Origin of the sequence: Paludibaculum fermentans (genome assembly GCF_015277775.1) — a bacterium.
GTDB classification, from domain to species: Bacteria; Acidobacteriota; Terriglobia; order Bryobacterales; family Bryobacteraceae; genus Paludibaculum; species Paludibaculum fermentans.
The window spans coordinates 8,100,553-8,116,241 of the sequence record NZ_CP063849.1 but is presented as its reverse complement, the minus strand read 5'-3'; the positions used below and the strand labels follow the sequence as shown (position 1 = coordinate 8,116,241).

The 15,689-nt window shown below is 62.2% G+C and carries 8 protein-coding genes; 1 reads left to right on the top strand and 7 read right to left on the bottom strand.

Going from position 1 to position 15,689, the window contains the following annotated elements; translation table 11 throughout:
* Nucleotides 1–73: 73 nt before the first annotated feature.
* On the top strand, nt 74–943 hold the full coding sequence (gene proC / locus IRI77_RS32200; RefSeq protein WP_194449043.1) for a pyrroline-5-carboxylate reductase: 870 nt from the start codon (nt 74–76) through the stop codon (nt 941–943).
* A 72-nt stretch (nt 944–1,015) separates the two neighbouring features.
* Here proC and IRI77_RS32195 read toward each other — a convergent pair whose 3' ends face one another.
* The 7 genes from IRI77_RS32195 to IRI77_RS32165 all read right to left on the bottom strand — a co-directional run bounded on the left by IRI77_RS32195 (nt 1,016) and on the right by IRI77_RS32165 (nt 15,608).
* Nucleotides 1,016–4,435, bottom strand: coding sequence for a TonB-dependent receptor (locus tag IRI77_RS32195; RefSeq protein ID WP_194449042.1), 3,420 nt, complete (start codon nt 4,433–4,435; stop codon nt 1,016–1,018).
* A 42-nt stretch (nt 4,436–4,477) separates the two neighbouring features.
* Complete coding sequence (locus tag IRI77_RS32190; protein WP_228486430.1) at nt 4,478–5,875, bottom strand: hypothetical protein; 1,398 nt, start codon at nt 5,873–5,875, stop codon at nt 4,478–4,480.
* A gap of 105 nt (nt 5,876–5,980) precedes the next feature.
* Nucleotides 5,981–6,607: a response regulator gene (locus IRI77_RS32185; RefSeq protein ID WP_194449041.1), complete on the bottom strand. Its 627-nt coding sequence runs from the start codon at nt 6,605–6,607 to the stop codon at nt 5,981–5,983.
* Between the two features lie 216 nt (nt 6,608–6,823).
* Entirely contained in the window at nt 6,824–7,711 is an 888-nt protein-coding gene (locus tag IRI77_RS32180) for a hypothetical protein (protein WP_194449040.1), read from the bottom strand.
* A 14-nt stretch (nt 7,712–7,725) separates the two neighbouring features.
* Nucleotides 7,726–9,078, bottom strand: a complete 1,353-nt coding sequence (locus IRI77_RS32175) for a hypothetical protein (protein WP_194449039.1) — start codon at nt 9,076–9,078, stop codon at nt 7,726–7,728.
* Nucleotides 9,079–10,824: 1,746 nt separating this feature from the next.
* The gene (locus IRI77_RS32170) at nt 10,825–13,935 is read right to left on the bottom strand and encodes a sensor histidine kinase (RefSeq protein ID WP_194449038.1); all 3,111 of its coding nucleotides are present in this window, start codon (nt 13,933–13,935) and stop codon (nt 10,825–10,827) included.
* On the bottom strand, nt 13,932–15,608 hold the full coding sequence (locus IRI77_RS32165) for a sensor histidine kinase (protein ID WP_194449037.1): 1,677 nt from the start codon (nt 15,606–15,608) through the stop codon (nt 13,932–13,934). The genes IRI77_RS32170 and IRI77_RS32165 overlap by 4 nt, the downstream gene beginning before the upstream one ends.
* Nucleotides 15,609–15,689: the final 81 nt, after the last annotated feature.

Genomic DNA, 15,689 nt, shown 5'->3' with positions numbered 1-15,689 from the left:
CGTCGCCATGTAGTAACTATATCGATAAAGTGAATGAGTCGAGGATGACCGGCTGAGTTAAAGTTGAGGCAGCATGAGCACGGACTACAAAAAGGGCATCGTGGCCAAGGGCCGCACACTGGGTGTGATTGGCGCCGGAGTCATGGGCCGCACCCTGATTCAGGGCTTGGTCGAGAGCGGCGTCATTGAACGCGATCGCATCTGGGCCTCGGCGAAAACACAGGCCAGTTGCGCCAAAGTCTCGGCCGAATTGGGCATTCCTGTGGAGATGGACTACTCGGCTCGCGTCCCCGGGGCGGACCTGCTGCTGCTCTGCGTGAAGCCGGCGCAGTCGGGCAAGGTGCTCGACAAGATTCGCCAGTCTGGTGTAAGGCCGGAAACACTTCTTGTGTCGATCATGGCGGGGGTGGGCACCCCTCAACTGGAAGCCATGCTGGGCACCGCGAACCCGTGGATACGGGCGATGCCCAACACTCCGTGCGTCGTTCGCGAGGGGATGACCGTTGTATGCGGCGGCACACATTCCACCGACGTCGATCTCGCCCGGGCACAGCGGATTTTCGAGGCAGTCGGGCGCTGCGTCACCGTGGACGAGAACCACTTCAATGCCATCACGGCGCTGAGCGGCAGCGGTCCGGCCTATCTCTATCTGGTCATGGAAGCCCTTGCGGATGCAGGGGTTAGGGTCGGATTGCCACGCCAACTGGCACTCACTTTGGTGGCTCAAACCATGCTGGGAGCCGCACGCATGGTCCAGGTGACGGGGCGGCATCCGGCGGCCTTGCGGGACGATGTGACGACTCCGGCGGGGTGTACGATTGCGGGATTGCTGATGCTGGAAGACGGGAAGATCCGGTCCGTGCTGGCGAGGGCGATCGAAGAAGCGGCGAAGACCGCCGCCCACCTGGCTCCTGCCCTTCCGAAGGACAAGAGCCATGGGTGAGCGGTTATTTGACCGAAGCAACTAAATTACTTGACGGAGTCAAGTAATTTTAGTGTGCCAAACACCGTCAAATTAGAACATCAACTTCATCCCGAACTGCATGATGCGCGGGTCGCGGGCTGAAGTGATGATGCCGAAGGTCGAGCTGATGTTCAGGCCGTTGGTGCCCGGAGAGAAGCTGACGTTCGGATTGCCGAGATTGCGGTGGTTGACGAAGTTGAAAGCCTCAGCGCGAAACTGAAGCCGGACTCGTTCGGCGATGCGGGTGTCCTTGATCATCGACAGATCGAAGTTGACGATGCCAGGTCCGCGAACGTCGGGCAAGGTCCGGCTGACGTTGCCGTAGGTGAAGTTGGGCGGGTTGATGAACGCCGTGGTGTCGAACCATTTGTCCGACGTCCGGTTGTCGAGCTTGGCGCTGACGCCGGTCGAATTGGGCCGGTTGGCGAGGAAGTTGTTCGCTCCGCGCACGGCCAGCGGCAAGCCGCCCTGCAGGGTGGAGATGACGTTCAACTGCCAGCCGCCCATGATGCGGTCAGTGAAGCCGTTGTTGGAGGCAAAGCGCTTGCCTTTGCCGAAGGGCAGTTCGTAGATGCCGCTGAGCACGAGGCGCTGCGAGACATCGGTGGGATCCAGCGAGCGTTCAGCCTTGCGGTTGTACTTGCCGTTCTGGTAGCCGTTGTCGGCGCCGACTTCGACCGCGCCGAAGTTGGAGGGAACGACTTCGCTGTCGCTGATGACCTTGCCGAAGGTGTAGGACGCGAGGATGGCGAAGCCATTGTCGAGCCGGCGTTCGGCGGTCGCGAGCAGGGCGTGATAGTTCGAGCCGCCCAGGTGAGGCAGGCGGACGGTGACGGCGGTGTAGTAAGGGTAGGGCTTCAACGACTGGGAGCGGGCGATGGTGGACCCGCCGAGAGAGCCGGTTACCTTGCCCACGTAGGGGTTCGGGACCTGATCCTGCAGGCTCAGACCGAGCGCGTTGTACTGCGGGTCGAGCTGGTTGTAGTCGAAGGAGCTGGCGTAGTAGTTGGTGCCCTTGTTGGCCGTGTAGGCGGCATCGACCATCCACTTGCCGGGCAGTTGCTGCTGCAGCGAGAGGGTCCACTGCTGGGACATGGGGACCTTCTGGCCGCCCTGATCCCAGCTCACGCCCTGGCCGAGAAAGGCGCTGGGGCCGAGCTTCGGACCGAGGGGTTCGATGGCCGGAGTCGGGAAGCCATCCTTGAACTGAAAGGCCGCCAGGTTGGTGTTGTTGTTGGGGGGATTGTAAGCGGTGGACGTATTGGCGAAGCCGGCGGTGTTGCCGAACGAATCGCGGTAGAACGTCTGCGGATAGAAGATGGCGTACCCGCCGCGCAGGACGGTCTTGCCGGTTCCGAACACGTCATAGGCGAAGCCGACGCGGGGTCCGAAGTTCGTGTAGATCGGATCCGTGAACGTCTTGCCGTAGTCGATGTTGGCGTACTCGATGCGGCCAGGGAGGCCCGTGAGCGAGTTGACGGCGAAGGGATCGAAATTAGACGTGCCGTTGTTGCGCTCGCGCGGCCACTGCTGGTAGTCGTAGCGAAGGCCGAGGTTCACGGTGAACTTGCGCGACATCTTCCAATCGTCCTGGAAGAAGAAGCTGGTGGAATAAGCCTTCTCGGACTCGCCGCCGTAGCGGATGAGGGAGGCGCTGCTCACGCTGCCCAGGAGGAAGGTCGCGAAGGAGCTGCCGGTGCCGACAGGCGTCTGCGGGTTCTGGGTGAGGCCGGCGGAGAAGTTGAACTGCCCCGAGGGCACTTCGCGCTGGTAGTTGTTGGCCTGCTGCAGGCGGAAGTCCACGCCGAACTTCATGGTGTGGCTGCCGGCGATCTTGGTGAGCGAATCGACGAACTGCCAGGTGGTAGAGCCGCGGAGGCCGACTGTGAAGGCGCCGAAGCCGGGCAGGCCGTTGTCGACGCGAGGCAGGGTGTCGCCGGGAACGCTGGAGGGCAGGCCGAGCTTGGCGGGCCAGCCCTGACCATAGCTGTAAGCGGTAAAGGGGAAGGCCTGGCGGGCGGCGCTGATGCGGAATTCGTTCAGCATGGTCGGCGTAAAGCTGTGCGTGTCGCTGATGACGCCGTTGTAGTTGAGGTAGTTGTCGAGACGCTGGCGGACGTTGGGGTCGGGCAGCGAGCCCGCGAAGCCGTTGTTGTTGAAGTGCTTGTAGTAAGCCCAGCGGCCGGAGAGCGTGTTTTTGTCGTTGAAGCGGTGATCGCCCTTGGCGGTCCACTGATTCATGTGACGCTCTTCCTGTACCTGACCGATCCAGTTATTGGCGAAGGTGTAGGCGTTGGTGGGGGTGCGGTTGGGCAGCGGGTAGAACTGCATCATCTTGAGCGACACGGGGTCGAGCCGATTGGTGGGGATGATGTTGTTGGGCAGGGGATCGCGGACAAAGCCGGAACCGTTCGGGTTCTGCTTCGTCGTGCTGGGATCGTAGAGCTGGATGAGCTTGCCGGAAGCGTCTCGCAGGTTGGAGAAGTTGCCGTTGCGCTGCTCTTCGATGGGCACGCTGAGGATGTTAGACGCGAAGCGGCGGTTCTGCCAGCCTTCGTAGTTAAAGAAGAAGAACGTCTTGTCCTTGCCGTTGTAGATCTTGGGCAGAACCACGGGCCCGCCGATGGTGCCGCCGTACTGGTGGTAGCGGAAGGGCGACTTGGTGGCGGCGAAGGCGTTGCGGGCGTCGAAGGCGTCGTTGCGGGCGAAGTAGTAGAGCGACCCGTGGGGATCGTTGGTGCCCGACTTGGTGACGATGTTCACGACGCCGCCGGCGGTGAAGCCGAATTCAGCGGACATGACGTTGGACTGCACCTTGAATTCCTGGACGGCGTCGACCGTGGGGTTGACGTTGATGTCAGCGAGGAAGGCGCTGTTGTTGTTGCCGCCGTCGACGATGAAGCTGTTCATCGAGCTGGGGCCGCCGTTGATGCTGATGGCCGAGAGCGCGGTGCCGCGATCGACAAAGCCGCTGTTGGTGGGGCCGGCCTGGGACTTGACGCCAGGCGTCAGCATGACGAGCGCGAGGGCGTTTCTGCCGTTCAACGGCAGGTCGGCGATGCGGCGGTTCTCGACCACTTTACCGACGGTGGCGCTGCTGGTGTCCACCAGGGAGGCTTCACCGACGACTTCGATGGATTCGGAGGTCTGGCCGACCTCCATGCGGATATTGACCTCGGCGCGCTGATCGACGAGCAGGGTGATGCCGCTGCGGACACCCTTCTTGAAGCCCTGCTTCTCAGCGGTGACGGTGTAGGAACCGACGGGCAAGGAGGGCGCCGTGAACTGCCCTTCCTCATTCGTGGTTGCAGTGAAAGCGGCATTGGTGCCGGTGTTGATGACGCGTATCTCGGCGGCGGGCACAGCCGCGCCGGAGACATCCGTCACCGTTCCTATTACGGTTCCGCGGCCCTGCTGGGCAACCAGCGGAAGGGCCAGGGAAAGCAGAAAAACCAAAGCGAATCTCAACATGGAATCACCTCAAAAGACCTTTTGCGACGGGGCAGCCCCTGATCATGAATAAAAGAATGCAGCCGTAGCGCGGCAATCCGCCTGCGACTTCAACCGCACCCAATGCGCCGAGAAGCCATCCGGGAAGATGTGCTTCTGATAGCCGTCAGCTCCCACACTGACGCGTCCATAGGGCATCCAGGCGCCTGTGCCCATAAAGTCGATCTCGATCTCGATGACCACGGGCTTGTCGGCACTGACGTGGAGCATTTTGCGGTCGAAGCCGGTCATGAGATACGGGTCGGACGTTTCGTCCTTTTTGATCTGGGAGTTCCACCAGGGTCCGCCCCAACCGGCGGGTTTCCCCCAACTCCAGAGATCGTCGGTTTTGCCGAACCAGAGGCCGGATTGCGGCTGTCCGGCCACGGCGTTGTTGTCGCGGTTGGGTGTGGTCTGATTGCCGCCCACGGCGAAGAGGCCGCGGAAGGCGCAGTAGTCGGGGATGATGCGCAGGTGCTGGCAGATGGGCTTGACGCCCCAGATATGGCCGGTGAAGGCGATGGGCTGGAGTTCGTAGAACATGCCCTGGATGTCCATGAGGTAGTGTTCGGTTTCCACCTCGCGGATGCGCATCCATTCGGTCTGCCAGGCCTGCTCGAAGGAGTGGCTGGCCTTGGGCAGGCGGAAGCGCTGCCACTTGCCCTGCACGAGCGCCCAGAAGAGGACCGACGCTTCGTCCCAACCCGTCGCGAACATGACGGAGCCCATATCCTGACGGGCGGCCACGTCCATGTGCGGCTTGCCGGAGAGCCGGTTCCAGGCCTTGCCGTCGAACTCGAAGAGGCCGGCGCTGTCTTCGCCGTACTCATAGAAGCCATTGTTGGCGACCACGACGCGGCCCTGCGCGGTGAAGCCGCCCTTGAAGTGGGGCCGCTTGGCCAGGCCCATCTGCTTCACGAGGTCGAACAGCGGGCGGGGCTTGAGATCCTTGACATCCATCTCGCCGAAGACGCCTTCCATAGTCTGGAAGTAGACCCGGTTGGCCGGATCCGTCAGATGGCGCATGGTGGACGTGATGCGGTGCTTGTCGAACTCGGGGATGTGCTTCCAGTTGCCCTTGGCGTCGATGACGTAGGGGCCGATGAAACACTGGTTCGATTCCTTGTGGATGAGGCGGTTGGCGTGAGTGCCGTCGTGAACGTGGACGCGTTCGCTCTTCAACTGCTCGTCGATGCGATAGAGCCCGAGGCCGTAGCCGGTGCCCTGCATGTGGCTGTTGTAGGTGATGGCCCAGAGCGAATCGGCCCAGGGCATGAGGGCGCCGATGCCGCATTCAGAACGTTCAGGGATGGTGTCGGCCTTGAATCCAATGTTCGCCGAAGCCGGCGTCAGGGACTGGGCAAAAGAGGCGCCAGCGGAGCCGGCCACCAGGGAGAGAAGAGAGCGTCGGGAAAATGACATCGTAGTCCGGTCCGCCAGGGACCATGTTAGTTATGCGCCTTTTCGTTGCCTGGGCGCGTCTGCCATTTGGATTGATTATTTGTAGGTCGTAGGGCCTAGAGGAATCTAGTCTAAATGGACTATGCCGCGTTGAATGGCGGTGATGGCGGCCTGAGTGCGGTCGACGACTCCGAGTTTGTCGAGGAGATGGCTGACGTGGATTTTGGCGGTCTTCTCGGCGATGTGGAGGCGGTCTGCGATTTCGCGATTGCTGAGACCTTCGGTGATGAGACGGAGAACATCGAGCTCGCGATCGGTGAGTTCGGAGCCGGACATGCGCTCGGAGAGGAGGCCGCAGATCACCGGTGGGAGGTAGCGTTTGCCGGACTTGACCGTGAGTATGGCAGTTAACAGATCGTCGGCGCTGGAGTCCTTGAGCAGGTAGGCCATGGCTCCGGCCTGGAGGGCGCGGTGGACGTCCTCGCTGCCTTCGTAGTTGGTGAGGACGACGATGCGGGCCTTGGGGTCGCTCTTGCGGATGGCGGCGATGGCGTCGAAACCGGAGATGCCGGGCAGGCGCAGATCCATGATGGTGACGTCCGGCTGGTGTTCGCGGTAGAGGCCGATGGCTTCGGCGCCCTTGTCGGTCTCGGCGACGATCTGCATGTCTTCCCGCGCATCGATGACGGTGTGCAGGGCGAGGCGGGCGAAGTACTGATCTTCAACCAGAAGTATGCGAATCGGGTCTGTCATGCGGGCTTCGACGTCTGAAGCGGAAGGTCTGCTTCGACGATCGTACCATTGCCGGGCGCGCTCCAGATGCAGAGCACTGCCGACACAGTTCGCCTGGCGCTGTCCCTCCGCCATGGGCAACGAAGGTTATTCCACCTTTCTGGCGGCTGGTGAGCCATGGGGTGCGCCGGCTCCTCGCGACTCCGTGCGGGCACCCCAGAAGGGAAGCCAGTCGGCTCATCGTTCTCGTCGATCGGGGAACACCGGCCGGGCGATCCTTTCCCGATGCGGCCCTCCGGCACTGGACCATGTCGCCTCCACAGAACCATCGGCGAGTGGCGTCAGATCGAATGACTCCACAGCCCCAGCAGATTCCGCGATGCGAATTGAAGGGTGCATCGTCCGCACCAATGCATCCTGTGTGGTGAGTCGTGAGCACGTATCCCTCATCCCGGACATGGAACGAACGAGGATTGTGCGCTCCCCGCTTCGAAACGCAGCCGCAACCATACCTAGACAGCCCGGCCTAATCCTGCCTCCATCTTTTCGATAAAGTTCGGCTTCTGGCAGTGGCCGGGCCACCATGGCCGCGACCTCGTCGATTGGCAGGATTGTGAACTCCGCTTCCGCGGACTGGAGAAAATCGAATCGCGCTTTATACTGCCCAGGTGGAAAGATCCAAGCCGCCCTATGACGAATCGGGTTGCCCACCAGATCGTTTTCGGTGAGACATATCGACGCCGATCGCTTTTCCCCGGCAACAAAGGTCTCCAACCGCCGATCCGCCATGAGATTCGTCGGTTCCGAAACGACCCTTGGCGTCCAGTCGGACGTAGGCTCCCATTCGCCACTTTTGTTCAAAGCCCACAAGGTGAACTTGCTCTCTTTCGAATGGAAAGGAGCAAATGCCATCACAGCATGGCTCGACGAGTTTTCGACGGTCACGGTGGCGCAGATGCGTTCGCCCGGCAAGTATTCACGGCGGTCGAGGGCCACATTGCTTCGCAATGACGCTTTCATCCCTCGAACAATACGCCGATACTCATCCTCGCCTGGCATCATTGGTGGCTGACCTGCGAGACAGCCCGCGTACAATAGCCCAACCAATATGACTTTTGTGTACATATTTATCACCTACTTTAATTACACACTTTCTTCGTACAGGCAGTCTGCTTATCCGTATCACTAAAGGAGTAGGCACTGACAGATTGATACTGCGGGTCAAAGCGCGGGGTCCAATTCATAACGTTCGCTAAAGCGCCGCTCGGACCTGCATTCCACAGCCAACTCAAGACCACCAGCACGTTTTGCGCCGTGATCTCATTTTCAAATTCAATTTTGCGCAAACTCCGCTGAGGGGCTCCAGAATTCGTGTAATATGGAGAGCTGACGGTCACGCTTTTCACAGATCCTAACACGCCTAATCCTGGATACACTCTCTCCAATCTCCACAATGAAGACAGTCCTTGCGCAGGGGCCGAGTAGTTATATTCCATTAGCCAGGTAAATATCTCGCTACTTGGAGAATGGTCGTATGTGTACTTGTCGAGGGGCAACGCTTGCAGCAGTAACGGATTATTTGTATACGCCACTGGAGCGAAGCCTCGAAGTTGAGTTGGGTGGCGTAAGTTCAAATTATGTCCGATTTCGTGGGCGACCAAAATCTGACGCCAGTCCGCTAAGGGAAACCCCAACTGCTGGCCACACTCAACAATCTTCGCGTTGTCGAGCATAATCGCACGACTATCGGGCCCCGTCGCTGCGGGTTCATCCGGAGCATGGCCAAGTTCGGCGTCGATCGGACCATGGCTTGGATCGCAATTTCCCGGGAGGCTAGCATTCAATAGCAGCAACGGGAATACATCTATTGAAGAGAGACTGTTCACATTTAGGCGCTTGATTTCAATTGGTGCCGCATCGTCGTCCAACTCCGCTGTCTGCTGATCTACCTCTCGCAACTCAATATCAGGAAATTGCCCGCGAAAGAACTGAAGATCGCCGGCAAATAGTCCAGAATAATCATAGACAAACAGATCTCGCTTGCGCGCAGGATCTGTGGAGCGCCACTTGATCTGATAGCCATTCGTACGATCGACATAGTGAAACCCCCGGTATTCTTCAAACGCAGTGAAGCCGTCGCCGGTCTTCATCGTGCCGCAGCCCGACATACAGTCGAGATCAGAGTCTGGATCTATCGGGTCCCCATTCGCACTGTATTGGGCCTCCCAACTATCGGCGATCCCATTTTGGTTGCCGTCGAGCGGGAGTCCAGTCGAAGCCGATCCGGTAAAACGACCAACTTCATCGACCTCTGACGAGTAGAATGCATCGCTCCACGTTCCATCCTCCAGCTGAAACTGCAAGACGGCCTGAAGCGATGCACTGCCCCCATAATCACGGGACGAGACAACAACAGTTGCATTTGTAGTCCCTGGAATTGTGGCGATACTGCGTCCTTCATCTTCCGGGCTAGAAAGCGAGCTACTTTGCACTTGTCGTGTAGCATCGAAGATGTAGTCAGGTCCAGTGTCCTGGGCCGAGTTGCAGGCTGGGGAAGAGCATTGGTTTGTAGACCGTCCGGGATGACTTGAAACGTCTTGCAGCCGGAAAATAGTTCTTGCAGGACTCCCTGTACTGTAACCGAAGAGATCCGGTTTGCCAGCGAGTGCAGCCGGTATCAAGGTCGCCGTGTAGCTCCTATGACAGCCCTGCCCTGACGAGGACGGATTCGCATTCGAACATCCTGAAGCGCTGTCGTACCCGTCCATTGGACGATACGAATAAGGCGTTCCGGTCAATCGAAGGACAGCACCAAAGGAGGCCCCTGCCTGAATCGCGCCATTCTGAGCGCCCCCACAAATTTGGCCCGATACAGCATCAGGTCCGGCGATTGTGGTTGTCACGGTAATCTCGAACTGACCTTGGCCTGGCGGCAGCTCCATCACGTAGGAATCGGACTGTTCTGATATTAGCCACTGGCCTCCATCAGAAAACAAGAGCCCATGAGACGAAGATACGATCGAAGTGGACCAACTGCTCACGCAGGTCGGTAGCACAGTCGCCGGAGTGACGAGAAAGTAGACCGCTGCGTACGGCACACCCTCGGGTACCACGAGTATGTCATAACACGTCCACGAGCCAGCGCCCGATGGACGTGCAAGCGAGAGATCAGTAGAGATCAACGTGTCAGTCGACGTGTGACAGGTGCCACTGGCCGACTGCACGGCGGCATTGCGATTCACTCTCCGAGGGAAACCGGCGGGCAATGGCGTCCTTTTAAGTGAAGAATGCACGAAGCGACGGCTCGGGCTATCGCGCCGCTGAGCATCCGTCTGTGAACCAGCAAGCGACGGGGAGATAGACAAGCCAACTAGAATCCAGGCGGCCATCGCAGCACATGCTGCGCGTGGTTTTTGACCAGGACAGAACCCTGATTTCATGTGCGTCCTCGCTAACGGCGCGACCTCTCGGCAGATCGACTCCTACCCACACCTAGGTGGGAGCAGGACAGACACCGATACTGCTATTGCGCCAATATCCTCGACTGAAGACCTCAGTACTGATAGCGAGTATAAGCGAGTCGCCGCCATACACCAAGAAAAATACAACTTCATTTCCCACATAAACGCCAGAAGCGTGCGACGGTTTCTTTCGTTTTAATGCAACGATGAGTACCTCTCAAATGCGAGTACTAAGCCCAACCCATCACCATACCGCACGAAAAAGCACTAGACTGACGCGCCGCAAACTCCGCAATGCCCCCCCTAACAACCTGCAACAGAAGACGCGGAGTGGAAATCCTGCCACAGACAGCCAGGCATCCTGTAGTGAGCAGATCCTCCACAAACATGGCTCTTTAGTTCAGTTAGCCATCTCAGCTTTTTGGCGGCTTCTCCAGCTATTCCCGGCAGAATCATGAGAACTTCGCAATGCATCTAGTGATTGCCTTACACCACCGACTCCAATGACGGGGCCAATGCGCCAGCCCTTTTCGGAGACGGAAGATCTCCAGAGCATCCAATGTGGATCCCATGTGGGTCGACGAACTCAGTTGCGGCGGCAGGCAGACGGCGAGGCGCGGACGGTTTGGGTACAATCACGCGATCACTTGTGTGTGCTGCCCCGTCCATCGTGGTAAGGCAGGCGGAGTGCCCAATGCAGGATGGCCTCGATAACGGTGTGCAGGGCAAGGCGGGCGAAGTACTGATCTTCAACCAGAAGTATGCGAATCGGGTCTGTCATGCGGGCTTCGACGTCTGAAGCGGAAGGTCTGCTTCGACGATCGTACCATTGCCGGGCGCGCTGTCGATATGGAGGGCTCCGCCGAAGCGGCGGGCGCGCTCCTGCATCACGATGAGGCCGAAGTGGCCGCTGGGCGTGCTGAGGGTGCGCTTGGGATCGAAGCCGGCGCCGTCGTCGCGGATGCGCAATTTCACCGCTTCGCTGGTGTACTGGATGCCCACCAGCACGTTCGCCGCCTTGCCGTGGCGGACGGCGTTGGCCGTGGCTTCCTGGCAGATGCGGAGGGCGTTCTGGCGCAGGTCGCTGGACATGACGCCGGGCGAGCCGCTGACTTCCAGTTTGGTGGCGACTCCGGTGCCGGCGGTGATCTGTTCCATGGTGCGGGCGACGGCGTCCTGCAGGCTTTCCGAGACGGGGTCGTTTTCGCGCAGGTCCCAGATGACGCGGCGGGCTTCGGCGCGGTAGTGATGCACCATCTGGCGGGCGACGTCGACGGCCTCAGCGGCTCGGGCGGGCTGTTCCTTGAGACGAGTGAGTGTGGCGTCGAGCTGCCAGGAGATGGCGGAGAAGCCGGCCAGCAGGGTGTCGTGCCATTCGCGTGAGATGCGGTTGCGTTCGGCCAGCACCGCTTTGTAGCGGCCGCGCAGGACATACATGCGCCAGCGGTAGAAGGCGTAGCCGAGGGCCGCGAGCGCGAGCAGGACGGCGGTGAAGAACCAGGCGGTCTGGTAGAAGCGGGGCAACTGGCGGATGGTGACGGAGACGGGCTGGCTCCAGGGGCCGCCGGGTTCGCGCGCCTCGACGAGCAGGCGGTGGAGGCCGAGCGGGACGGTGGTGTAGCGGGCGGAGCGTTCAGCGTTGCGCTCGACCCAGCCGGGATCGTTGCCTTCGAGGCGGTAGCGGAAGCGGAGGTGGGTGGGGGAGGAGAAGCGCAGGGCGGTGAAGCGGACTTCGAGGTCGCGGGCTCCGGGCTGGAGTTCGACCGGTGCGGACAGAGGCTGTGAGCCGGCGAGGATCTCCTCGATGCGGACCGGCGGCGCGGGTGGACTGGCCGTGCGTCCGGGCCGGATGCGGACGAAGCCCTTGGCCGTGGGGAACCAGAGACTGCCTTCGGAGTCGCGCCAGCCAGAGGGCTGGGAGATGCCATGGCATTCGATGGTGCGGAGGCCGTCCTCCTGCTCGTAGAGGGTGACGTCGAGGGACGGGCGGCGTCCGGCGAGGAGGTCGTCGAGTTGGGTGGACGGGATGCGGAGGATGCCTCGGGAAGAACTGATCCAGTGGCTGCCGGACTGGTCGTCCAGGAGTTTGAAGAGGGAGTGGCCGGGCAAGCCTTCGCGGGGGCCCAGGGAGGTGGCGCGGGCGCCGTGCAGGTAAGCGAGGTAGCCACCGCGGGTGGAGGCCCAGATGCGGCCCTGGGTGTCCTCTGTCAGGGAGGTGATGTAGTCGTCGGCGAGGCCCTGTTCGCGGCGGATCCAGGTGAGATGGCCATTCTCGAAGACGGCCACGCCGGAGTCCGTGCCGGCCCAGACGCGGCCCTGGCGGTCCTGCAGGAGGCAGTTGGTATTGGTGGCGGGGAGGAGGAGTTGGCCGGGGTCGGGGGAGGGCGCGCTCGGTTGACGCACGGGTCCACTGGCAGGTTGGAGAGTATCGGGGGCTCCCCCGCTGCTTGCGGTCGCGGCTTTGAACGCGGCTCCGAACGCGGCGGGCCGCGCTGGTGGGTTGGTTGGGGCGTTACGGGGGGTTATCCGCTCACTTACGTTCGCGGCTCTATTTGCGGCGGCTCTGAACGCGGCTCCGAACGCGGCTCCGATGGCGGCTGTTGGGTTGCCGGTGGGGAAGTAGCGAAGCGATGCTCCGGCTACCCAGAGGCCGCCCTTGCGGTCGCGCAGGATGGCGGAGACGGAGCCTCGGAGGAAGATGCGCGGATCGTAGGTCTTTCCGTCAAAGTGATGGAGGCCTTCCCAGGTGCCCAGCCAGAGGCCGCCGCGGCCGTCGCCGGCTAGCGAGCGGATGCCGAGGTCGAGGGCTGGCAGGGGCGTCGGCATGGGTTGGAAGACGCCGCCCTGGAGGCGGAAGAGGCCGCTGCGCCAGGTGCCCATCCAGAGGCCGCCGCCCTCGGCTTCCATGACGGCCGAGGCGAAGTTGCCGCCCAGTCCTTCCGGTACGCCGAAGGGCTCGACCAGCGGATTCTTCCAACGGCTGAGGCCGCCGCTACGGGAGCCGATCCAGAGGTTGCCGTCGTGGTCCTCGAAGAGAGTGCGGATGAAGTCGTCGGAGAGGCCGTCGCGGGTGGACCAGTGTTCGGCGCCTGTGGGCGTGACGCGGTAGAGGCCCTGGCCCCAGGTTCCGGCCCAGAGGATGCCGTCCTTGTCGCGCAGGATTTTGACGACGGGTCCGTTGACGCCGGGTTGGCGTTCGAGGGTGACTGTGGCGCCGGACTCGCGCACCCGGTAGAGGCCGTTGGAGGCTCCAGCCCAGATGACGCCATCGGGTCCGGCCATGACGCTGAGCATGCTGCCGTGCGGGCCGCCGTCCTTGACGACCAGGCGCGCCTTGCCGTTCTCGTAGCAGTGCAGTCCGCCCCCGGCCGTGATCCAGATGCGATGCCGCGTGTCCTCGGCGAAGACGTGCCAGGAGTTGCCGGCCGAGCTGCCGATGCCTACCGGCGCGGCGCGCTTGGCATCGAGACGGAGGATGCCGTTGGCGCTGATCCAGAGGGCTCCGGTGGAGTCCGTGAAGAGGCCCATCATGCTGGCCTGGCCGTGCAGCATGCGGCGCAGCTTGCGGTTTTCCAGGCGGTAGAGGTCCTGGTAGTAGGTGCTGATCCAGTAAGCGCCGCCGGGCGCTGGGGCGAGGGCGCTGATCCATTGGCGCTCGATGGAAGCGGCGCCGGCGAGCGGAGTGAAGCGGACTCCGTCGAAGCGGGCCAGACCCTCGCCCGTGCCGACCAGCAGGTAGCCGTCGGGCGCGTATTGGATGGCGTTGACGTAGTTGTGCGGGAGGCCGTCCTCGATCTGCCACACCTTCTTGTGGTACTGGGAGAGGCGCAGGCCGGGGTCGAGGGCGAAGCAGGCTAGAGGGAGCAGGAACAGGGCGCCGAGCTTCATGAGGCCCGCTCCGCTCCGGGCAAGGTGACCAGAAAGCGGGCTCCACCGGCGGCGCCAGCCGGACTTTCGACGCGCACGGCGCCGTGGAGGTGGTGGACGGCCTTGCGCACGATGGAGAGGCCGAGGCCGGTGCCTTTGGCCTTGGTGGTGAAGAAGGGCTCGAAGATGCGCTCGTGCATGTCGGGCGGGATGCCGGGGCCACTGTCGGTGACGGTAAAGAGGAGCTCCGTGCCGAGGGCGAGCAGTTCGACGACGACTTCGCTGCCGGGCGGAGCGGACTGTAAGGCGTTCAACACGAGGTTGAGGACGACCTGGGAAAGGAGGTCCGGGTTGCTTTTGGGGAGACGCCAGCCGGGCTCGACTTTGACGGTGAGGCGCAGTTGCATGCCGGTGGCCTGATGCTGGAGGCCGGCCATGGCGGCTTCGATGAGTGTGGACACGTCGACGCCGGTTTCGAGGGCTTCGACGGGTTTGGAGTAGCCCAGGAGCTGTTTGACCGAGGAGGCGAGACGCTCGGTTTCAGAGAGGATGTAGCGGAGGTCCCGCTGGTGGATGCCGGAGATCTCCTCGTCCTCGAGCATGACCTGGGTGATGCTCTTGATGGCGCTGAGGGGGTTGCGGATCTCGTGGGCGACGGCGGCCGCGACTTTGCCGAGGCTGGCCAGATGTTCCTGCCGGACGAGTTCACGTTCAAGGCCGAGTTTGTCGTCGAGCAGGCGGAGGGTGCTGAGGGAGTGGGCGATCTCCTGGGCGAGCGATTCCAGGAGTTGGGCGTCGTCGTCGAGGCGGCGGCGGGGTGTGGCGTCGATCAACAGCCAGCCCCAGATGCGGCCTTCGGATTCGAGCGGCCAGCGGTGGGTGAAGGAGTTGGGCTCGACGCTGCCTTCGAGGGCGATGTGGACGGACCTCAGACCGAGGTGGGCCGCGGTGCGTTGTTCGAAGTAGCGGGCGCGGTGCTCCCATTCGAAAAGGCCGGCGGCATCGCGGGCGATTTCGCGGACCCACTCCCGGCGGCCGGCCTGGCGGCGGTCTTCATAGGCGAGGACGGCGTTGTAGAGGGGCAGGAAGGCGATGACGCCGCCGAGCAGCAGGAGGGAGCGCACGCCTTCGGGCATGGCTCCGAAGCTGGATTCCAGGAGTGCGGCGGCCAGCGGGACGGCGAGGACATAGAGGGCCGCGCCTCCGCCCAGGGCGGCGGCCAGCAGGGCGCTGCGCGGCAGGAGGAGGCCGAAGATCTGTTCGCGATAGAGGAAGAAGATGATGACCAACGGGACGGGGAGAGTGGCCAGGACAATCTGGAGGCTGCCGAGAGTCCAGACGCCGGAGGCGATGCCGGAGATGGCTCCAGCGGCGAGGAGCGACCAGTAGAAGTGGAGTTCGCCTTGCCTGTAAGCGAACCAGGCGACGGCGATGCCGGCGGGCCAGGAGGCCCAGCCTCCGGCATGAGCCAGGACGGCGACGGCTGTGACGAGGGCGGAATCGCCTGAGCCGATGGTGAGGCGGAGATAGAAGACGGAGAGCCAGCCGAGGTACCAGAGTCCGGAGGAAGCGACTAGGGCGAGCAGCATGCGGCCGGGCGGTCCGGCGCGGCGTTGGGAGCTGAGGACGGCGAAGAGATACACGTAGAGCGCGGTTCCGAAGACGAGCGCCAGGGCGTGGATCAGGCTGGTCACAGGCAGTGCGGCGGGATGCGGCGGCGACTATACAACATCGGGCGGCCCGCGTGATTTATTGTATGACCCCCGCGAACCGAT

Excerpts from the sequence above, each read along its gene's own strand:
- IRI77_RS32190 (WP_228486430.1), bottom strand. The coding sequence starts at position 5,875 with ATGTCATTTTCCCGACGCTCTCTTCTCTCCCTGGTGGCCGGCTCCGCT.
- IRI77_RS32170 (WP_194449038.1), bottom strand. The coding sequence starts at position 13,935 with ATGAAGCTCGGCGCCCTGTTCCTGCTCCCTCTAGCCTGCTTCGCCCTC.
- proC (WP_194449043.1), top strand. The coding sequence starts at position 74 with ATGAGCACGGACTACAAAAAGGGCATCGTGGCCAAGGGCCGCACACTG.
- IRI77_RS32195 (WP_194449042.1), bottom strand. The coding sequence starts at position 4,435 with ATGTTGAGATTCGCTTTGGTTTTTCTGCTTTCCCTGGCCCTTCCGCTG.
- IRI77_RS32180 (WP_194449040.1), bottom strand. The coding sequence starts at position 7,711 with ATGTACACAAAAGTCATATTGGTTGGGCTATTGTACGCGGGCTGTCTC.
- IRI77_RS32185 (WP_194449041.1), bottom strand. The coding sequence starts at position 6,607 with ATGACAGACCCGATTCGCATACTTCTGGTTGAAGATCAGTACTTCGCC.